Annotated in this window: 23 protein-coding genes and 1 pseudogene; 13 read left to right on the forward strand and 11 right to left on the reverse strand. The window is 61.0% G+C overall.

What is annotated here, in order from left to right:
* Positions 1 to 19: 19 nt before the first annotated feature.
* The 3 genes and pseudogenes from CWE17_RS12525 to CWE17_RS08170 form a co-directional block, all read left to right on the forward strand.
* Positions 20 to 412 (forward strand): annotated as a pseudogene (locus CWE17_RS12525) (ATP-dependent zinc protease); the annotation flags it as partial.
* 57 nt (positions 413 to 469) lie between these two features.
* Positions 470 to 1,411: a 30S ribosomal protein S6--L-glutamate ligase gene (rimK, locus tag CWE17_RS08165; protein ID WP_370318298.1), complete on the forward strand. Its 942-nt coding sequence runs from the start codon at positions 470 to 472 to the stop codon at positions 1,409 to 1,411.
* Between the two features lie 24 nt (positions 1,412 to 1,435).
* On the forward strand, positions 1,436 to 2,143 hold the full coding sequence (locus tag CWE17_RS08170; RefSeq protein ID WP_131456110.1) for a DUF4079 domain-containing protein: 708 nt from the start codon (positions 1,436 to 1,438) through the stop codon (positions 2,141 to 2,143).
* Here CWE17_RS08170 and CWE17_RS08175 read toward each other — a convergent pair.
* Positions 2,128 to 2,367: a gamma-glutamylcyclotransferase gene (locus CWE17_RS08175; protein ID WP_240789331.1), complete on the reverse strand. Its 240-nt coding sequence runs from the start codon at positions 2,365 to 2,367 to the stop codon at positions 2,128 to 2,130. The two genes, CWE17_RS08170 and CWE17_RS08175, sit on opposite strands and share 16 nt — an antisense overlap.
* 50 nt (positions 2,368 to 2,417) lie before the next feature.
* A complete protein-coding gene (locus CWE17_RS08180; RefSeq protein ID WP_007098450.1) occupies positions 2,418 to 2,663 on the reverse strand; it encodes a NifU family protein in 246 nt (81 codons plus the stop codon).
* Positions 2,664 to 2,761: 98 nt separating this feature from the next.
* On the opposite strand from CWE17_RS08180, the gene CWE17_RS08185 reads away from it, so the two are divergent.
* On the forward strand, positions 2,762 to 4,252 hold the full coding sequence (locus tag CWE17_RS08185) for a malate:quinone oxidoreductase (RefSeq protein ID WP_131456114.1): 1,491 nt from the start codon (positions 2,762 to 2,764) through the stop codon (positions 4,250 to 4,252).
* A gap of 48 nt (positions 4,253 to 4,300) precedes the next feature.
* Positions 4,301 to 6,118, forward strand: a complete 1,818-nt coding sequence (gene lepA / locus CWE17_RS08190) for a translation elongation factor 4 (protein WP_131456116.1) — start codon at positions 4,301 to 4,303, stop codon at positions 6,116 to 6,118.
* 14 nt (positions 6,119 to 6,132) lie between these two features.
* Here the strand turns inward: lepA and CWE17_RS08195 are convergent, their stop codons facing one another.
* The 5 genes from CWE17_RS08195 to CWE17_RS12470 all read right to left on the reverse strand — a co-directional run bounded on the left by CWE17_RS08195 (position 6,133) and on the right by CWE17_RS12470 (position 10,637).
* Positions 6,133 to 6,588: a hypothetical protein gene (locus CWE17_RS08195; protein WP_131456118.1), complete on the reverse strand. Its 456-nt coding sequence runs from the start codon at positions 6,586 to 6,588 to the stop codon at positions 6,133 to 6,135.
* A 209-nt stretch (positions 6,589 to 6,797) separates the two neighbouring features.
* The gene (locus CWE17_RS08200; RefSeq protein WP_161971425.1) at positions 6,798 to 7,901 is read right to left on the reverse strand and encodes a calcium-binding protein; all 1,104 of its coding nucleotides are present in this window, start codon (positions 7,899 to 7,901) and stop codon (positions 6,798 to 6,800) included.
* A gap of 13 nt (positions 7,902 to 7,914) precedes the next feature.
* Positions 7,915 to 8,508 carry a Tfp pilus assembly protein FimT/FimU gene (locus CWE17_RS08205; protein WP_131456122.1) on the reverse strand — a complete coding sequence of 198 codons (594 nt, stop codon included), beginning with the start codon at positions 8,506 to 8,508 and terminating at the stop codon, positions 7,915 to 7,917.
* Positions 8,505 to 10,040: a hypothetical protein gene (locus tag CWE17_RS08210; protein ID WP_131456124.1), complete on the reverse strand. Its 1,536-nt coding sequence runs from the start codon at positions 10,038 to 10,040 to the stop codon at positions 8,505 to 8,507. Before CWE17_RS08210 ends, CWE17_RS08205 begins: the two co-directional genes overlap by 4 nt.
* Before the next feature lie 81 nt (positions 10,041 to 10,121).
* Positions 10,122 to 10,637: a type IV pilin protein gene (locus tag CWE17_RS12470; protein ID WP_305000498.1), complete on the reverse strand. Its 516-nt coding sequence runs from the start codon at positions 10,635 to 10,637 to the stop codon at positions 10,122 to 10,124.
* Between the two features lie 131 nt (positions 10,638 to 10,768).
* Between CWE17_RS12470 and CWE17_RS08220 the strand changes: the two genes are divergently transcribed.
* Positions 10,769 to 12,058: a HAMP domain-containing sensor histidine kinase gene (locus tag CWE17_RS08220; protein ID WP_131456126.1), complete on the forward strand. Its 1,290-nt coding sequence runs from the start codon at positions 10,769 to 10,771 to the stop codon at positions 12,056 to 12,058.
* Positions 12,059 to 12,061: 3 nt separating this feature from the next.
* Here the strand turns inward: CWE17_RS08220 and CWE17_RS08225 are convergent, their stop codons facing one another.
* A complete protein-coding gene (locus CWE17_RS08225) occupies positions 12,062 to 12,775 on the reverse strand; it encodes a response regulator transcription factor (RefSeq protein WP_131456127.1) in 714 nt (237 codons plus the stop codon).
* Between the two features lie 69 nt (positions 12,776 to 12,844).
* Here CWE17_RS08225 and CWE17_RS08230 point away from each other — a divergent pair, with 69 nt between their 5' ends.
* From CWE17_RS08230 to CWE17_RS08245, 4 genes are read left to right on the forward strand one after another with little or no spacing between them, the layout of a single operon-like run.
* Positions 12,845 to 13,330 (forward strand): hypothetical protein, encoded by a 486-nt coding sequence (locus CWE17_RS08230; protein ID WP_131456129.1) that lies wholly within the window; start codon positions 12,845 to 12,847, stop codon positions 13,328 to 13,330.
* Positions 13,327 to 13,722 carry a type II secretion system protein gene (locus CWE17_RS08235; protein WP_131456131.1) on the forward strand — a complete coding sequence of 132 codons (396 nt, stop codon included), beginning with the start codon at positions 13,327 to 13,329 and terminating at the stop codon, positions 13,720 to 13,722. The genes CWE17_RS08230 and CWE17_RS08235 overlap by 4 nt, the downstream gene beginning before the upstream one ends.
* Positions 13,719 to 14,237 carry a GspH/FimT family pseudopilin gene (locus CWE17_RS08240; protein WP_131456133.1) on the forward strand — a complete coding sequence of 173 codons (519 nt, stop codon included), beginning with the start codon at positions 13,719 to 13,721 and terminating at the stop codon, positions 14,235 to 14,237. Before CWE17_RS08235 ends, CWE17_RS08240 begins: the two co-directional genes overlap by 4 nt.
* Positions 14,237 to 14,812, forward strand: coding sequence for a prepilin-type N-terminal cleavage/methylation domain-containing protein (locus CWE17_RS08245; RefSeq protein ID WP_131456135.1), 576 nt, complete (start codon positions 14,237 to 14,239; stop codon positions 14,810 to 14,812). The genes CWE17_RS08240 and CWE17_RS08245 overlap by 1 nt, the downstream gene beginning before the upstream one ends.
* On the opposite strand, the gene CWE17_RS08250 is transcribed toward CWE17_RS08245, so the two are convergent.
* Both CWE17_RS08250 and CWE17_RS08255 read right to left on the reverse strand, forming a co-directional pair.
* Positions 14,780 to 15,154 (reverse strand): hypothetical protein, encoded by a 375-nt coding sequence (locus CWE17_RS08250; protein ID WP_131456137.1) that lies wholly within the window; start codon positions 15,152 to 15,154, stop codon positions 14,780 to 14,782. The two genes, CWE17_RS08245 and CWE17_RS08250, sit on opposite strands and share 33 nt — an antisense overlap.
* Positions 15,151 to 16,647 carry a cell wall metabolism sensor histidine kinase WalK gene (locus CWE17_RS08255; RefSeq protein WP_131456139.1) on the reverse strand — a complete coding sequence of 499 codons (1,497 nt, stop codon included), beginning with the start codon at positions 16,645 to 16,647 and terminating at the stop codon, positions 15,151 to 15,153. The genes CWE17_RS08250 and CWE17_RS08255 overlap by 4 nt, the downstream gene beginning before the upstream one ends.
* Before the next feature lie 124 nt (positions 16,648 to 16,771).
* On the opposite strand from CWE17_RS08255, the gene CWE17_RS08260 reads away from it, so the two are divergent.
* Both CWE17_RS08260 and CWE17_RS08265 read left to right on the forward strand, forming a co-directional pair.
* A complete protein-coding gene (locus CWE17_RS08260) occupies positions 16,772 to 17,590 on the forward strand; it encodes an ABC transporter permease (RefSeq protein WP_131456526.1) in 819 nt (272 codons plus the stop codon).
* Between the two features lie 20 nt (positions 17,591 to 17,610).
* Positions 17,611 to 17,871: a hypothetical protein gene (locus CWE17_RS08265; RefSeq protein ID WP_131456141.1), complete on the forward strand. Its 261-nt coding sequence runs from the start codon at positions 17,611 to 17,613 to the stop codon at positions 17,869 to 17,871.
* Positions 17,872 to 17,886: 15 nt separating this feature from the next.
* Here the strand turns inward: CWE17_RS08265 and trmH are convergent, their stop codons facing one another.
* The gene (gene trmH, locus CWE17_RS08270; protein ID WP_131456143.1) at positions 17,887 to 18,576 is read right to left on the reverse strand and encodes a tRNA (guanosine(18)-2'-O)-methyltransferase TrmH; all 690 of its coding nucleotides are present in this window, start codon (positions 18,574 to 18,576) and stop codon (positions 17,887 to 17,889) included.
* Here trmH and CWE17_RS08275 point away from each other — a divergent pair.
* The gene (locus CWE17_RS08275) at positions 18,575 to 18,952 is read left to right on the forward strand and encodes an MGMT family protein (protein WP_131456145.1); all 378 of its coding nucleotides are present in this window, start codon (positions 18,575 to 18,577) and stop codon (positions 18,950 to 18,952) included. The two genes, trmH and CWE17_RS08275, sit on opposite strands and share 2 nt — an antisense overlap.
* Positions 18,953 to 18,956 lie beyond the last annotated feature (4 nt).

The following is an 18,956-nucleotide window of genomic DNA, read 5'->3' on the forward strand; positions in this document are numbered from 1 at the left end:
GTTTTTCGCACTGATGGCGATGAACGCCAAGGTGATCGTTGGTAGTGAGGAGTGGTGCGGTCTGTCAGGCCTCGGGCTAGCGGCGATCAAGGCCCGCGTGGATTCCGGTGCCGCGACCTCGTCTCTGCATGCCTTCAACATCACGCCGTTTCAACGGGAGGGGAAGGAGTGGATCAGTTTTGAGGTGCATCCCCTTCAAAACGATCGATCGGTGGTGGTGCGCCATGAGGCACCGGTGCTCCAGCAGCGCGGGGTGAAGAACACCAGCGGTCTGGTGGAGGCCCGCTATGTGATTCGCGAGACCCTGCAACTTGGTGATCAGAGCTGGCCGATCGAGCTCACGCTCACGAATCGTGATGCCATGGGGTACCGGATGCTGCTCGGCCGTGAAGCGATGGTGGGCCGGGTGCTGGTGGATCCGGAGGGCAGCCATCACCTGGTGCAGTACGACCAGGCCCAGGTGGAGGCGATGTATGCCCATCACCGGGTGGAGCGCAAGGGGCTACGCATCGCTCTGCTCGCCACCGATCCCGACCTTTACAGCAATCGCCGTTTGATGGAGGCGGGGGAGGAGCGCGGCCATCGCATGGAGTTTCTGGCGATCAAGCACTGCTACATGCGCCTCGATGCCCAGAGCCCGGAGATGCATTACCGGGGCCGCGATGTGTTGGAGCGTTTCGATGCGGTGATCCCGCGCATCCGCCCGAGCGTCACGTTTTATGGCTGTGCGGTGACCCGTCAGTTCCAGGCCATGGGCCTGCAGACGCTCAATACGGCGGAAGCGATCAGCTGCTCGCGCGACAAGCTGCTGGCATCGCAACTGTTTGTGCGCCATGGCCTGAATGTGCCGGTGACTGGCTTTGCCAGTTCCCCGCTCGATACGAAAGATCTGATCACGATGGTGGGTGGGGCTCCTCTGATCGTGAAGTTGCTCGAGGGTGCCCAGGGGCGCGGCGTGGTGCTGGCTGAAACCCAGAAGGCAGCCGAGAGCGTGATTAATGCGATGAAAAGCATCAACGCCAACCTTTTGGTGCAGGAATTCATCAAGGAAGCCGGCGGCAAGGATCTCCGCTGTTTTGTGATGGGCGGCAAGGTGGTGGCGGCCATCGAGCGCACCGCGGCCCTGGGCGACTATCGCGCCAACCTGCACCAGGGCGGTAAGGCCCGGGCGGTGCGGGTGCTGCAGAACGAGCGACGTCTGGCGATCGCGGCCAGCCGTGCCATGGGCCTCGATGTGGCCGGTGTCGACATCATCCGTTCGGAACGCGGCCCCCTGCTGCTGGAGGTGAATTCCAGCCCGGGGTTGGAGGGCATCGAAACCGCCACGGGGAAAGACCTGGCGGGGCGGATGATTCAGGAGCTGGAGCGCAAGCTCGGCTGGGTGCGTCCCGTGCATTCCGCCTTAGCCTGAGGGGGCCTGAACTGCGTCCCGGGCGTGGCATCCGTTGACTGGCTCTGGATCCTGCATCCGTTCCTGGCGGTGGTGCTGATCTATCCCTTGATTGGCATGGTGATTCGCCTGGCGCTGCAGACCCGGCAGCGGCGCCTGCAGAAGACGAAACTCCCCGCCACGGTGGGGCGCGACCACAGTGATCTGGGTCGCTGGTTGTCGGCCGGCGTGGTGGTGATCGTGCTGATCGCGCTCACGGTCGTGATTGCCACCAAGGCGCCTCTGGCGGCGTTCGCGGGGGGGACCCCGCGGGCGATGCAGTTGGTGTTGGTGCTGGTCGGCACGCTGGTGAGCCTGGTGGCCCTCTGGTTCTCGAAGGCACCGGGGTTGCGCCTGGTCTTTGCCCTGATCACCTGGGCCGGTGTGCTGGGGCTCGGCGCCCAGCCGGAGGTGTGGCGTTTATCCGATAACCCCCTGGATGGAGCCTTCTGGCAGTCGCACTACTGGGCTGGTGTTGCTGTCACTGGACTCATGCTGTTCTCCCTTGGCGCCCGGCCCGAGATCCTGCGCGACATCCGCCTCCGGCGTCTGCATGTGAGCGCCAGCGTGCTTGCGGCGGTGCTGTTTTTGATGCAAGGTCTCACTGGTACCCGGGACCTTCTCGAGATTCCCCTGAGCTGGCAGAAACCAACGATCTATCGCTGCAATTTTGAGGCGCGCACCTGCCCGCCGCCGGCTCAGCCGGGCCTCTGATACACCCATACCCAGCGACCGTCATCGAGCTGGCGTTGGACCCGCTCATAGACCTGAGGGGCTTCTTCCCAGGCATCGAGCAGGGGCCAGAGGGCATTGCTGACGCGATACACCTCCCCATCCACGGACCCGATGCCGGGTTGCAGCATCGGATAGTCCCCATGGTTCACAAGCTCTGAAGCGCTGAGCCGCCCAGGTGCTTCAGCGGCTGCACCCCCAAGCAAGTGGTGTGCAGGGCCGTTGGCGCGAAGGCTGCCGTAAACGAAAAGCAGGTTCAGAGCACCTGCACCACTTCGCTCACCTCGGGGATCGCTTCACGCATCTTGCGCTCGATGCCCATCTTCAGGGTCATGGTGCTGCTGGGGCAGCTGCCGCAGGCTCCCTGCAGACGCACCTTCACCACGGGGCCATCGATCTCCACCACCTCCACGTTGCCGCCGTCGGCCATTAGGAAGGGGCGCAGCTCATCGAGCACCTTCTCCACGTTCTCACTGGTGAGCGGCAGGGTTTCGGTGCTCATGGCAAATGAACGGAGTCGGAAGAGAACACGATCGTAGGCAGGCGCGAAGGGCACCGGCTCCATAGCCTTTGGGCATCACACTCCGTTTTGTCTCTTTTGTGAACCGCTACGACGTTGTGTTGGTGGGCGCGGGAATCATGAGCGCCACCTTGGCGTCTTTGCTGCATGCCCTAGACCCTGAGTTGCGCCTGCTCCTGGTGGAGCGTCTTGAGGCGCCAGCTCTGGAAAGTAGTGCTGCGGTGAACAATGCAGGCACCGGCCATGCGGCCAACTGTGAGCTCAATTACACCCCGCTGCAGGCCGATGGCACGGTGGCGACGGCTAAGGCCCTATCGATCAATGCCGCGTTCGAATCGAGCCTGGAGTTTTGGGCCTCGCTTGCTGAACAGGGCCTGCTGAAGCCAGAGGTGTTTCTGCATCGGGTGCCCCATCTCAGCCTGGTGTGGGGTGCCGAGGATGTGGCCTTTCTGCAGCAACGCCACCGGCAGCTGAGCGCTTTGCCCGCCTTTGCGGCGATGGATTGGACCACTGATCCGCAGCAGATCGCAGCCTGGATGCCCCTGGTGATGGAAGGGCGTGGGCGCGATCAGCCCCTGGCCGCGACGCGCATCGAGCGAGGGATGGATGTGGATTTCGGCACCCTCACCCGGGCCTTGTTGGCTCCTTTGCAAAACGCTGGTGCGCTGGATGTGATGTTCGGCACCACGGTCACCGATCTCAACCGCGGCCACAGGCTTGGCGTGGCTTCCGAACGTGACTGGGTCTTGACTCTGCGCGGACCCTCGGGTGCTCGCCAGGTGGAGACCCCCTTTGTGTTCCTGGGTGCCGGCGGGGGAGCCCTGCCTCTGCTGCAGAGCAGCGGCATCCCTGAAGCCGATGCCTATGCCGGTTTCCCGGTGAGTGGTCAGTGGCTGGTGTGCGGTGAGCCATCGCTTGTGGAGCGCCACCACGCCAAGGTGTACGGCAAGGCGAAGGTGGGTGCGCCGCCGATGTCGGTGCCCCACCTCGATACCCGCTGGATCGATGGCAAGCGCTCGCTGCTGTTCGGTCCCTATGCGGGTTTCAGCAGCAAGTTCCTCAAGACGGGCTCGCTGCTGGATCTGCCGATGTCAATGCGGCCTGGCAATCTGCTGCCGATGCTTCAGGTGGGGGTCAACAACCTTCCTCTGGTGAAGTATCTGATCAATCAGCTGCGTCAGAGCGAGGCCGATCGGATGGAGGCCCTACGCGCCTTCTTGCCTGAAGCCCGCGACCAGGACTGGACGCTCTCGGTGGCTGGCCAGCGGGTGCAGATCATCAAACGCACGCCCGAGGGCGGGCGCCTGCAGCTGGGCACTGAGGTGGTGGCCTCTGCCGATGGTTCCCTGGCGGCCTTGCTGGGGGCCTCACCGGGGGCCAGCACCTCCGTCAAAATCATGCTGGAGGTGCTGGAGCGCTGCTTCTCGAAAGAGTTGACCACGGCGGCCTGGCGTGAACGCCTGCAGCGACTGATCCCCAGTTATGGGCAGGACATCAATGCCGATCCGGCGCTGTTAGCCCGCACCCGGGAGCGCAGTGATGCGCTTCTGGGGCTGGTGGCTGCTCCCTAGGATCGCTTCACTGATGACACAAGCCCGAGCCGGGATTCCGCCAACCGCATGACCGACGCCCCCGTCTCACGGATCCGCAACTTCTGCATCATTGCCCATATCGACCACGGCAAGTCGACCCTGGCCGATCGGCTGCTGCAGGACACGGGCACGGTGGCCAGCCGCGACATGCAGGATCAGTTCCTCGACAACATGGAACTGGAGCGGGAACGGGGGATCACGATCAAGCTTCAGGCGGCGCGGATGAACTACACCGCAGCCGACGGTGAGCAATACGTGCTCAACCTGATCGACACCCCGGGGCACGTGGACTTCTCCTATGAGGTGAGTCGCTCGTTGCAGGCCTGCGAAGGGGCGCTGCTCGTTGTGGATGCCAGCCAGGGGGTGGAAGCCCAGACCCTGGCCAATGTGTACCTGGCACTGGAGAACGACCTCGAGATCATTCCTGTTCTCAACAAGATCGATCTGCCCGGTGCCGACCCCGATCGCATCAAGGAAGAGGTGGAGGCGATCATCGGCCTTGACTGCAGCAAGGCCATTGCCTGCTCGGCCAAAACAGGGTTGGGTGTTCCCGAAATTCTGCAGGCGGTGGTGGACCGGGTGCCGGCGCCGAAGGATGCGGTGGAGGAGCCCACCAAGGCACTGATCTTTGATTCCTATTACGACCCCTACCGGGGGGTGATTGTGTATTTCCGGGTGATGAGCGGCCGGATCAGCTGCAAAGACAAGGTGCTGCTGATGGCCAGCAAGAAGACCTATGAGCTCGATGAGATCGGGATCATGGCGCCGGATCAGAAGAAGGTGGAGGAGCTCCATGCCGGCGAGGTGGGTTACCTGGCGGCCTCGATCAAGGCCGTGGCCGATGCCCGCGTGGGCGACACGATCACCCTGCTCAATGCCCCGGCAGACGAGGCCTTGCCTGGTTACACCGAGGCCAAGCCGATGGTGTTCTGCGGCCTGTTCCCCACGGAGGCCGACCAGTATCCGGATCTGCGCGAAGCGCTCAACAAGCTGCAGCTCTCCGATGCGGCGCTGCAGTTCGAACCGGAAACCAGCAGTGCGATGGGCTTCGGGTTCCGTTGCGGCTTCCTGGGCTTGCTGCACATGGAAATCGTGCAGGAGCGGCTGGAGCGGGAGTACGACCTCGATCTGATCGTCACTGCACCGTCAGTGATCTACAAGGTGAACATGATCGACGGAACGGAAGTGATGGTGGATAACCCCGCCACCCTTCCAGACCCGCAGAAGCGCGAATCGATTGAAGAGCCCTACGTGAAGATGGAGATCTATGCGCCGAATGATTACAACGGTGCGCTGATGGGCCTGTGCCAGGAACGGCGCGGTGAGTATCTCGACATGAAATACATCACCACCGATCGGGTAACGCTGATCTATGAATTACCGCTGGCAGAAGTGGTGACCGATTTCTTCGATCAGATGAAGACGCGTACCCAGGGCTATGCGTCGATGGAATACCAGCTGATCGGCTATCGCAAGAACGAACTGGTGCGCCTGGATGTGCTGATCAATGGCGAGCGGGCTGATCCCCTCACCACGATTGTGCACCGGGATAAGGCGTACAACGTGGGCAAGGCCCTGGTGGAGAAACTGAAGGAATTGATCCCCCGTCAGCAGTTCAAGATCCCCATTCAGGCTTCGATTGGTAGCCGCATCATTGCCTCCACCAGCATCAGCGCGATCCGTAAGGATGTGCTGGCCAAGTGCTACGGCGGTGATATTTCCCGGAAGAAGAAACTGCTGAAGAAGCAGGCCAAGGGCAAGAAGCGGATGAAGGCGATGGGCAAGGTGGATGTGCCTCAGGAGGCCTTTATGGCGGTGTTGAAGCTGAATGATGGTGGAGGTTGAGGTCTCCTCTGCTCTCAGGAGCACCAGCCCTGAGCGGTTACAAGTAGATGTGCCTTTTGCTTGATTGGAATCAGGCTACCGGGTGAAGAGGTGTATTCAACAATGATAATGTTCTCGTTTCCTGGATTGCTGCTTGAGTTTGCGAGCGTGGTTGTTGTCCGGTTGATCGAAATCCCTCGTTTTGAAATGGGGATATTGCTGAGATCAATGTTGCCATCGATGAGTTTGCCCTCAGCATTTTTCTCCGAAATTAAGTCGCTTCCCAGTGTGTTGTCCGAGCAAGAGTCGCTGGGTGGAGCGTAAATCAGTTGACCGTCATTGCTTTGAGCGGCTTTCCAGTCGCTGAGCTCATGCCGTACTTCTTCAAGATTGTTGTGAACAGCGGCATACAGCGCATCCCGAAGTCGCGCTTTGCTGTATGCCTGCATTGAGTCCGTCATCAGCGAGAGGGACTGGCTGGTGACGGTCATCAGAATCATCGAGCTCACAAGCGCTTCCACCAGGCTGAAACCACTGGTCTGAGATCGTTGCTTGTTGGTGGCAGGCTTTAGGTGAGCCAATCTTGATGACTCCTCGCTTCTCTAAAAGAAGCTTACGTTCAGGGGGTGACTTGTATTTGAGTTGAGCTCCAGCAAAAGATGATTGTTGTCTTAGGAAACTGAGAGTTTGCTAAGAGTCGCTAGGGCAAGTCGACCCTGCCATCATCAAAGATGATCGTTTCAACATTGGTCAACACATCGGTTCCACTGGCGCCACTGATGCTGCAGCTTGCTTGGCTGCATCCATTGAGGGTGTAGCTGCTTTGGTTGCCGGGGTAGAAGACGATGTCCAGTCCACTGGATCCCTGGATGGTGTCGTTGCCTAGCCCAGGCAGGTAACGGTTGTTCCCTGGTCCACCATTCAGGAAGTCATCGCCATCACCTCCGATTAATTCGTCGTCACCCTCTCCTCCGCTGAGGGTGTCGTTCCCTGCGGCGCCACGGAGGACATCATCGCCACTCATACCGGTCATGTTGACATTGCCAGACCCGCTGGCTTCAAGAATGTCATTGGCTTGATCAGAACCAGTAATTGTGTCATTTCCTCCACGTCCGCAGATCAAAATATCTTCTCCCTGAAGCACTTCGCCGATTCCCATTTCGAGGGTGTCGTCACCCTCTGTCCCTTCCAGACGGATGTAATTGTCGGCAACACAGAGTTTGTTTTCGCTCGGCCGTGATTGATAGGGGTTGATGCGTGTTCGTGCGGAATCAGATTGTCGATAGGTGCGATTGGTGGCATGCCCCAGGAGTGCAATCGAGAACGATGCCTTGTTCTTATCCGCACTGGCTGTAGCGGTGAAACCATTGCCAGGTTGATTTCCGTCCAAGCCGTCGAGCAGAACTGCGACTGACAGTGGTGCGGCAGAAATGGGTCTGCCAAGGCTGTCAAAGGATGGCCCACATCGGATAAGCGAATGGCTGCTAAGCCAGCCGGTTCCGGATGCTTTAACTCCGAAGATCACAGGATCGAGCGCCCTGGATTGATCGAGTCCGAGTCTGAACTCGGTTTCGCTGATGGCGCAGTTTGCTGGGATGGTGATCTTGCTTGGATCGTCAAAGACGCGTTGAGAGAGCGCAATTTCAGCCTCAAGAAATGAGGCGGTTCGGTTCCAGTCACTGCGTTGGCGTTCCAGCGCTTCTGCGCGTTCGCTGCTTCGCAGTTGGCTGATCAGCAGTTCCCCTGCTGCACTGGCCGTGAGTAGGCCAACTGCAGCGGCGATCAGCAGCTCCGGCAGGGTCAATCCCTGCGTCTGTTTAGAAGGCGGTTGTGAGATCACAGGTTCCATTGATGATGCGTCCCGAACGGACCAGCCCCAATGGGGCTACGAGAGCGATGCAACGGCCTTGATCTGCGTTGCGCAACGTCGCTTTGATCAGCACCGTGGCCGTGGTCGTTCCTCTTGGGGTGAAGGTGGTTTGTGTCGTGCTGGCGTCGCTTGTGTCACAGGTGATGCTCGTTTGTGTGGGGTCTTGAGATGCTGTGAGTTGCTTGCTGCACAAAACAAAAGTGTCTCCCGAACGCAGCTGTGGTTGGATCAGGTGATCGGCAAGCGCTGTGCTTTGGCAGGGATCACTGGTTTGCGTTGAGTGAATCCGTAGACGTTTGAGGCTGTTGTTGATTTGGATTTGGCAGGCCATGTCCTGACGGATGGCCAGGGATCGCACGCCATCAAGCCAAACGCTGGTTTCTCGGAGCGCTGCTTTGAGTCGCTCATCTCGGCGGTTGTTGTTCAGTGTGCTCAGGCTGATACCTGCCAGGATTCCAATGAGGCTGACAACAATCAGGAGTTCGGTGAGAGTGAATCCCCATGCCTCACCTCTTTGAAGCTTCGTTGTCAGGGAGTTCATTGCGCCACTCCCTGGAAGCCACGCCAGTCACTCACACCTTGTGTAACGTAACGGCGAACACTGATGCCGTAATCCGTTCCGAAATATTCCACCAGCTGTGATGCCATGTCAGCGGGAACATCCAGTTGTGCATTGTTGGAGTTGGAGCCATCCCAGGTTTTGGCCCAAACAGCCCCTTTGATATCGGCACCGATGGCATCTGGGTCGCAATCACTCGTTGGAGGCTTCGGACATTTATTCGCACCTCCATTGATTCCAGCAGAACCACAGGGGAAATAGGCAAAGAGATTGCCTTTGGTGGGTGTTCCGATGCCAGCAATCTTGACAGTCTGGTTGTGGAATGTTGGGTCTATTTCGCAGCGTGGGTCACTGCTGAGGGGATTGCCGAATAGTGCCAGGCGTGCCGAGGGTGGATCCCCTGATTGATCCCAGACATGCTCGATGCCTGATTGGCCACCTGCTTCAACATTGCCGCTGATGTAAAGGCGAACGGGGCCATTCGATGTATCAACGACGAGTTTTTTATTGCCTCCTTGCCCCGTGAGGTCGATGGCATCGATCATGCAGTGGGTGATCGGTGGTGTGTTGGAATCGGTTGCGCAGATCCCACTCGAATTTGGATTTCCTGCAGTTGTTGCTGTTTCGCCTGCTGTAATTGTTAGTTCTGTATTGATTGATTGTTTGGTGACGAAGGTCTCGAGCTCGCTGGGGAATGTTTTTGTGAGAGGGACATGTAATTCACCAATGTAGATCTGTCCGTCGACGTCGCTGTTTTTATTGGCTCCCACGGCATCTTCCAGTTCATCGCGGGTGTAGGTGCCATCGTCACGGATTGGATCCTCAACAGTGCAGCTGATGCAGAACACATTCCCGGAGGTTATCCCCGTTACGTCATTGCCGCCGAGGTCAATGGATTGCATTCCAAGTAGGCCCGGGAAGCCACTCCCGATCGGGCAGGGTTTGGGAATGATGTTGAAGGTTTGTTCAATGGCGGCTGTGGCGAGAATGCGATCTCCTGCAGAGTTCAGGCGCTCGCCTGTGATGCGCAGGCTTCCTGTTCCGCCATAAAAGCTGGTGCCTTTAAAGGCAAAGTGATTGATGCGGTATCGGCTCTTGGGCTGATCAATCGTTTTGCTTAGGTTTGGATAGCTTCCAGTTGTCCGTGAACCCTTGCAGATGGCTGAAGGAAGGCTTGGCGAGTTCCAGCTGCCTGTTTTGCTGCAGGAGTTCGCCACTGGTGAAGTGGTGGATGCAAAAGCCCCCGCACTCTCCGAATAGCAGTTGATTAAAAGGTAGTTGTATTTGCGATTCAGTTCCTCAATGGTTTGAGCGAGGCCTGATTCGGCGGCTTCGCGCGCCTGGCGTGTGTGTTCTGAACGGATTGAGCCGAACAATCCACCAAAGCTGCGGGCGATCATGGCAAAGCCGCCGACGGTGACAATCAGGCCAACAGCGAGGACAAAAAGAAGAGCAAAGCCCTCGCTTTGTTTGCCTCCAGTTTTGTTTTGATACGTTCTGAGGAGGAGTATCATGGAGCTGTGCCTCTTTAAGGACTACGCCAGGAAAACTGATGCTTCCCTGGCGTAGAAACTATTTTGAATAAGTGTATGACTTCAGCTCCATTCGCCGACGATCAGGCCTACATCTTGCGTAGTCCCATCATGAACTGTAAGCGTGCAAGTTGCATCAGCTGAGCCGTCCGCAACTACATCCGCCCCATTGACGTCTTGACCGCAAACCATTCCAATAATATTAGCTGCGTTTGGGAAAGCCGTTTTATTCTTAAATGTTGTTGACGTTACACCTGTGCCATTCACAAAGCAACCCGGCGTAGTGGGCATATCTGGGCTTGCTTTTATGTCGGCAGGGATGTTTTTAATTTGAACAGGGTTTTCGCTAAGCATGTTTGATGAACATTGTTTGGCAAAAGACATCATTGACCCAATTTCAGCTTGGGCGGCAGCGCGATCTCTGTTGCTCAAAAGATTTGGGAGGGCAACTGCAGAAAGAACGCCGACAATGGCAATCACGATCATCAGCTCCACCAAGGTGAAGCCCTTCTCGAGCAGATTGCGGGATTTCTTACGGTTGAGCAGTGCCAGCTGCAGCCGGCTGTTGAGTGTGGTCATGGCTGGTCTGATGGTGATAGGTGAACTGGCACGTCTCGTGCTCACGAATCAACCATCTCCTTTTTTCATGGTTCGTACAGGAATGAACGGCTAAAGCTTCCTAAGAAGGTTCTTAGGGTTGCACTCAGTTGTTGCGGCGCACCGTTCTGCCATCACTGCGCGGTTGGCTTCAGTCCACTGCCGTGCTCTCGGTAATTGCGGGCTATGTGCTGCTGCTGGTGGTGAATGCGGCCTTGGCGGATCTCCAACGCAAACAACAGCACCTGAAGCTGGCGGCATCCCTACTGCAGCAGGCGTCCTCAGGTGCCTTGGATGCCGGCCCACTCCGCTCTCTGGGACTGGAAGCGCGTGTGCTCGCTGATGGTGAGTTGCAGTCGCCCACGCTCCAACCAGGCCCTTCCGGCCAGCAGTGGTTGCTCAGCCGCTCCAGTTTGCGTTTGCCGAACAATGAGCTCCGTCTTCTTGAGCTGCGCCAAGACGTAACGGACTCCCTGCAGCAGCAGCAGTTCTCACAAATGCTGCTGGTGGCCGCCGCTGGTGCCTCCATCCTGTTCACCTCCCTGCTCTTGCGGCCGGTGTTGAAGCGGGGGCTAGTGCTCCCCCTCAATGATCTCGATCAGGAGCTCCAGGCTCTCGAGGCCGACACCCTTGGTGAGCACCTGCTCGATCCCAGCCGTCAGCCCCAGGAACTGCAGGCCATCGCTGAAGCCTTCAACAATCTCCAGCAACGGCTGGCGGCGGCTTGGCAACGGGAGCGCCGGTTTGTGGATGGCGTCGCCCATGAACTACGCACGCCGATCACGCTGATCTCCGGCCGCAGTCAGCGCCTGTTGCGGCAGGCGCATCCTGATGCCTTGCATCAGTCGCTGCAGCAGATCCAAGCGGAAGCCTCCCGCATGGCTGAGCTGATCAGTGTTCTGCTCGAGTTAGCCCGCACGGATTCCGGCCGTCTTCAACTGTCGATCGAAGCTCTTGATGGCGAGCAACAGCTGCTTGAGGCCTTTGAGCGCTTGCGGCCCACAGCTCCTGAACGGCTCCGGCTCGGACCTCTCCCTGAGCGGTCGCTTCCCACGATTCATGCCGACCGGGAGCGCCTCCAGCAGTGTCTGGCCGCTCTGACTGATAACGCTCTCCGTTACAGCCAGGGCCCCGTGCTGCTTCGTTGTTCCGAGCGTTGTTCGCCAACGGGCCATCACCATGCTGTGGTGCTGCATGTCAGCGACAGCGGCCCCGGGATTCCCGCGGCTGAGCGGGCCCACGTGCTGGAGAGGTTTGCCCGCGGCAGCAGTTCCGCCGGCACCCGCGGGAGCGGCATCGGTCTGGCGATGGTGCAGGAGCTCAGTCAGGCGATGGGGGCAGAGTTGCGCATCGCTGATCAGGCCGGAGGAGGTGCCGATCTGCAGCTGTGCTTTCCGGTTTGAACCTCAGGCCTTCACCTCCCCCAGTCGGGCCATGAAGCCCACTCCGCGCACGGTGTGCAGCAGCTGCGCGAGGCCGGGCTTCTCGAGCTTGCGGCGCAGATAGCCCATATACACATCCAAGGTGTTGGGATCACCCACGAAGGGCTTGCCCCACACCAGCTCGAGAATCTGCTCGCGTTCCAGCACCTGTTCGGGGTGCTTCACGAGGCAGACCAGCAGATCGAATTCCCGCTGCGAGAGGTTGATCTCCTGCTCCGCCCGCAGCACCCGCCGCAGGATTAGATCGATGCTGAGGTCGCCCAGCTCCAGCCGTGCCGGAGCCTCCTGGCCGCTGGTGTAGTCCCGCCGCCGCAGCTGGGCGCGCACGCGGGCCTGGAGTTCGTCCAGTTCAAAGGGTTTCGTGAGGTAGTCATCGGCACCGGCATCCAGTGCCGCCACCCGCTCTTCGAGGGCATCCCGTGCCGTCACCATCAGCACCGGCGTGGTGTTGCCGCTGCTGCGCAGCCGGCGGCAGATCTCCACGCCACTGAAGTCCGGCAGCGTCCAATCCAGCACCACCAGCGCGAAATGGCCACGGCGCAAGTGCATGAGTGCGTCCTGACCGTTGTTCACCCCCACACACCGATGGCCGGCGCCCTGCAGCTCATCAAAGAGCAACTGCAGCAGTTCAGGGTCGTCATCCACCAGCAGCAACGGCGCTGATTCCTGGTCGCTCAAGGCCTTTCGTGCTCTGGCGGCAGCGTATCGGCCCTGGGGGGGAATGGTTAGGGAGTTGCTTGTTCATCCATGCGTCTTCGCGTTCGACCGCCGGCCAATGGCTTCGTGTTGCCCCTGGCGATCAGCACCTCAATTGTGTTGCTGATCGGCAGCGCCTCTCTGCACACCCTCGCGCTTCAGGCCCGCAGCCGTGGGCGCTTGCAGCTGCAACTCCACCAGCGCGAGGACCAGTTGCGGGCTGCTGCCATGACCTTTCTGCAAAGGGCATCGGAGCCTGGCGATGCTTGCTTGCTCGCCTGGCCTTCGTCCCAGTGGGAGGGACTGACGTCTCTCTGCGCAGAGGCTTCACTCGAACGGCTCCGCAGTGGAGCCGTTCACACCGGAACGCCTACCTGGCGTCTGATCGCCTGGGAGCCTGACGGGAATGGTGCGACCCTCAGCCTGGCCCTGGAGGCTGAACCGGCTGCTGCGCGTTTCCGTTTGGATCGTGCCCAGGGACAGTGGCGTTTGCAGGAGGGTTTGCAGCGCCTGCCCGTGTCGGAGCCGGCGTCATGACCCTGCCGGAAGTGTTGGTGGCGGCGGTGATCCTCACTGGTAGCAGCGGAGCTGCTCTACAGACCTGGAGCCTGGCCGCCCGGTCTGCCCTGGAGGGGCAACAGCAGCAGGGCGAGCTGGAGTTGCTCAACACCCACCTGCTGGCTGGCCGCCGTTGGTTGGTCCAGGAGTATGCGGGGGCCTGTCGCTTTGACGCCGCCACCATGGCGGATCAGCTGGCGTTGGCGCAGCCCCTGCCGGAGCCGTTCAAGCGCAGCCTGGAGCCAGACCTTCCCACCGGTGGTGTCTGGCTCAGCCTGCAGCATCTCCCCACCGATCTCAGCCGTCGCCAGTTGCTCACCCCCGCCGGGAGCGGCACCTGTGCGCTCCACGCCCAGGAGTTGGAGCCATGAGCCAGCGTGATGGCGGCTTCAGCCTGGTGGACCTGCTGGTGGCGATTGCCGTGTTGGGGATCCTCGCCTCGATCGGTCTGGTGCATGCCGGCCAGGATCGCGCTCGCGCCGAATTGGATGGTGCCATGCGTCGCTTGGCCGTGGGCCTGGAGCAAGCCCGGCGATCGGCGGAGCGCGACGGGAAGGCCTGTGCCCTCTCCCTCACCGAGGCGGGTTGGCAACCGCCGGCCTCCGCTGATCTGTCGCCCTGTCGTGGGGCTGGCCTCGCCCTCGAGGAACCCCTCTCCCGCGGGGTGGTCCGTCTCGACACCAACCTTCCCGACCCCCTGCGTTTCAGTGTCAACGGTCTGGTGCTGGACGGGGGGATGGCGGTGCTGTCCGCCCCAGGCAGCACCGTTCGCCCTTGCCTGGTGGTGAGTCTCCCCCTGGGCGTGATGCGGCAGGGCCGCTACCAGCAGGATCCTGCCGCTGGCCTGAGCAGCAGCCACTGTCTGCCGAAGGGGAGGACCAGTTGATGCCCCGCCCTGATCGCTGTGATGGCTTCACCCTGGTGGAGCTGCTAATGGCCGCCAGCCTGGGCAGCTTGCTCTTTGGCGTGCTGCTGCAGTTGCTGCTTGGTGACCTCAGGCTCGGTGCCGCGATGGCGGCACGCCTCCAGGCCCGTTCCCAGCAGCAGCGCACCCTGGCGCTGCTCCGTGCCGAACTCGCCATGGCCCATGGGGTGGATCTGGATCCCTACCCATCAGCGCAGTGGCCCTGTGGCTTGGCGGGGCGCCGCCCGGTGCTGGCGATCGCCACGGATCCCGCTGACCCTGACGGCCGAGGTCGCGCCATCGTCTACAGCGTTGGCTCAGCTCCCTCCTCGATCTGGCGTGGCCAGGTGCTGATGCGCTGCGGCCCTGCTTACAGCCTCGATGGTCTGCCCAGCCTGGAGAGCCGTTTTCAGAATCGGGTGCTGCTCGATAGCTTGCCTGAGGGGGCAGAGGCGGGGCTGATTGCTCGCCGTGATCCAGCGCTGCCGGTGCTGCATCTGACGTTGGAGCAAGCCCTCTCTCCGTCAGGCCGCGTACGGACCACGGCGGCGCTGTAGCGGATTCGAGGCCTGGGGCTCCAGAAAGTAGTAGGCCTCCACACTGAGGGCACCAAGCGCCAGGAACAGATGGTCGATCCATCCGAAGTCCACGCCCATCCCCATGAATGCGATCCAGCTGTTCACCGTTGCCATCACCAGCAGGAAGACAGCGAGTAAAACCGACAGCGCTGGCAGCGTCTGACGGCGATCGAGCCACAGGGATCGCAGCAGTGGCAGCAGCACCAGCACCGAAACGGCGTGCAGGATGCGCATCGACAGGTCGCTGTGCAAATGGGGCGTGATTGCGGCCCAGAGGTTGACCGGAATCAGCAGGGAGGCCACGAATAAGTAGCTGATCATGGCTTGGATGTCTCTGCGTCGATGGATTGGGCTGGGTCCGCGAGCGGCAACTGCACCACAAAGCAACTGCCACGGCCAAGCTCGCTGCGAACGCTCACCTCACCTTCCATCGCTTCCACCAGCAGTTTGACGATGGAGAGCCCTAGGCCTGTGCCACTGCGTTGGGAGGAATTACTGGCCCGCCGGAAGCGCTCGAAGACATGCTCAAGCTCATCGGCGGGAATGCCGATGCCGTCGTCTTCCACTTCGACGCAGGCCTTGGTGCCAGCGCGGCGCAGGCGCACGCGAATCACGGCCTGCTCTGGTGAGTATTTGTCGGCGTTTTCGATCAGATCGAGCAGCACCTGTCGCAGTCGGTCGCCATCGGCCAGGGCCACCAGGGAAGCTCCTTCGTTGCCATCCGGCAGTTCCAGTTGAATCTCCCGTTCGGTGGTGGTGCGCGCCAGGTTGATGGCTTCCTGCAGCGTGTCGGCCATCGACACCGGTTTGCAGCTCACCTGCAGCTGGCCGGAATCCCCTCGGGAGAGATCAAGCAGATCATTAATCAGGCGTCCCATCCTCAGGCTTTCCTCCTCGGCGACGCCGAGCCCCTGGCGTTGCACGCCATCGAGGTTGCTTCCGCGTTTCAGGGTGCGATGCAGATATCCCTGAACGATCGTGAGCGGCGTGCGCAATTCGTGACTGACGGCACTCACAAATTGGCGCTGATGATTCCACGATTCCGCCAGTCGCTCCACCAGGTCGTTGTAGGTACGGGCCAGTTGGGTCACTTCCACCGGGGCATTGGCGATCTCCACCGCTTCAGTGGTGAGGGTGTCGGCCGTGAGTTGGGCGGAGGTGTCACTCAGCTGTTGCAGAGGCCTGATGATCCTGCGCACCAGATGGCTCACCACGGCGAGGGAAAGCACCAGACAGCTGCCCCAGATCACGATCATCCAGTTGAGAAATTCCCCCTGGGCTCGCTGCACGCTGGTGATCTCAGCAGAGCTCCAGAGCCGCAATCCCGATGGGTACTGGCGATGCAGCAGGGTCACATAGTCCTGACCGCCCACACTGATCGCTCGGGTGCTTCCCTCCTGGCGTTGGGGATTCGCGGCCATGGCCAAGTGCAGCATCGCTGGATCGTTGGGGAGATGCCCTGCCGTCGGCAGGAGCAGTTGGCCATCGGATTGCTCGATCCAGAGGGTGGTGCGCACGCTTGAGTGATCGCGCAGCTCCTGGCGGATCTCGCGGGCTTTCGCTTCGTGGACTTGGCTGGCCGCTTCCCCCTCACGCGCTGTCAGCAGGTTGTGGGCCAATAGGCAGGTTTCCAGTGAGCTGGCGCTAGCTGTAAGTTCCGCCTCGCCGCTGAGGAACTGGCTGCGCTGACTCAGCCAGAGCCCGGCGGTGCTGGCGCCGGTGAAGCCGAGGAACACCGCCAGATACGTGGCCAGTTGCAGCTGGCCCATCAGGCTGCCGAGCAGGCGTTCGCGCCAGGGGGTGTGGGTGCTCATGCCTTCATCTTCATCGCCCGAGCCTTCCTCTGCAGCGAGAATCTCCCCAGCACGACCCCCCCGGCGGCCCTTGAGCTTCGGTTTCTCCCCCCTGGGCCTTTCCCGCCCCAGCCTCTCGGCCCGGATGGCCCGCTGGGGATTGGTGATCGTGGCGGTTTACATCGCTGTGGCCCTGCTCACCCCATTGCTGCTGGCGGCCGGGGTGTTGCCTGATCCGAATGCCGGCCTCGACAATCCCATCTATGCCGCCCCCTCCTGGCAGCACTGGTGCGGGACCGATCGTCTAGGCCGCGACGTGTGCGTTCGCACCTTGCAGGGCAGCGGTGTTGCCTTGCAGGTGGTGTTGCTGGCCGTGGCTCTGGCCCTCGTGATCGGCGTGCCCCTGGGCATGGTGAGCGGCTACCTGGGCGGTGGTGTCGATCGCTTGCTGGTGCTGCTGATGGACACCCTCTACACCCTGCCGGTGCTGCTGCTGTCTGTGGTGCTGGCCTTCCTGCTCGGCCGCGGGATTCCCAATGCCGCTGCTGCCCTCTGCGTTGTGTATGTGCCTCAGTATTTCCGCGTGGTGCGCAATCAAACCGCCCAGGTGAAGGCCGAGCTGTTCGTGGAGGCGGCCAAATCCCTCGGGGCCGGACCGGTGTGGATTCTGCGCCGTTATCTGCTCCGCAATGTGATCACCTCAGTGCCGGTGCTGCTCACCCTCAATGCCGCCGATGCGGTGCTGGTGTTGGGGGGGCTGGGGTTTCTCGGCCTCGGATTGCCGGAAACAGTGCCGGAGTGGGGCAGTGATCTGAATCTGGCCCTGGCGGCAGTGCCTACCGGGATCTGGTGGACGGCCCTCTACCCCGGCCTGGCGATGTTTGTGCTGGTGCTCGGGCTCTCCTTCCTCGGGGAGGGGCTTGAAGCTTGGGTGAGCAGCAGCGGACGAGACGCGGCAGACTGAAGAAATCCGCAGTTGCTGCCATGCCCTGGTGGGCCACGCTGATCTTCCTATCGCTGATGACCTACCTGTGGTTTTCAGGTCGGTCGAATCCGGATGATGTGATCGGTCTGCTCGAGCAGATGCTGGCGATCGCCCTGGCCCTGGTGGTGTTGTTCATTGGTCGCAACCTGCTCCTGGAGACCCTGGTGCTCGTGTTCGCGCTTCGGCTTCCGGCGGCGCGACGCGGAACCCCGGTGATCGAGCGACCCAAGGCCGGCAAGGATGTTCTGATTCCGTTCTGATTGGCTGCTCTTGCTTCAACAGCGCAATCGTGCGGTGCGTGGGAGGTCCTCGAGGATCTCTCCTTCCTCGCTTAACGCCGGGTAGGCCCGCCCCTGCTCGCGGCACCACCGGGCCACCTGGGGATAGGCCCATTCAAAGAGCAGGTCGTCGTATCGGTCTTCAGGGATCCCCTCCCCGCGACTCGGCGCTAGCCCCGCTGCCTGTCGTTGTCGCAGCGCTTCAAACAGCAGCGTGGCCGTGGCCACTGACACATTCAGCGACTGCACCATCCCTCGCATCGGGATGAATACCGCCTGGTCCATCAGGCCGGTTGCGGTTTCACTGAGTCCCCATTTCTCGGCGCCCAGCACGAAGGCACAGGGGCCCGTGAAATCGCAGTCGCGGTAATCGCGGGCATCCACGCCCAGGTTGGTGCCATACAACTTGAAACCCTGCGCCTTCAGGTGCTGCACGGCCGTTGTCACGTCGGGGTGATCGCAGAGGGGTACCCAGCGCTGGCTGCCCTGGGCGGTGCTGTTGAACGTGCGCGGTCTGCCGCTGAGGCTTACGGCATGGGCCTCGAGCACACCGACGGCATCACAGCTGCGCAGAATGGCTGAGAGATTGTGGGGCTTCTCCACATGCTCCACCAGCACGGTCAGATCGGCCATCCGCTGGTTGAGCACGGAGCGGAGCCTCTCGAACCGGCGGGGGAGAAGGGGCATGACAGCGAGCACGTCCTTTGATTCGAGGGTATGGGATGCCGTGTCCCAGATCCCCCGGGGCCGCTTGGTCACCTATGGCCAGGTGGCCGATTGGATCGGCGCCTATGGCTGTGCACGCCAGGTGGGCTGGGCCTTGCGGCGCCTGCCTCTGCCCTCCCAGATCCCCTGGCATCGGGTCGTTAATGCCCAGGGGCGCATTGCGATGAGCCCCAGCCGTGAGGGATCCGACTGGATGCAGCGGGAGCTGTTGATCGCTGAGGGCATCCCTGTGGATGGGGAGGGGCGTCTGCCCCTGCGGCGCTTCCTCTGGACACCCGATCCTGCCTGTTTTGCCGGGGCGCTAGCTCTGGAGTGTTCCGCGACGCGTGAGGTTTGAGCTG

The sequence above is a fragment of the Synechococcus sp. BS56D genome (assembly GCF_004332405.1).
Lineage (GTDB): Bacteria > Cyanobacteriota > Cyanobacteriia > PCC-6307 > Cyanobiaceae > Synechococcus_C.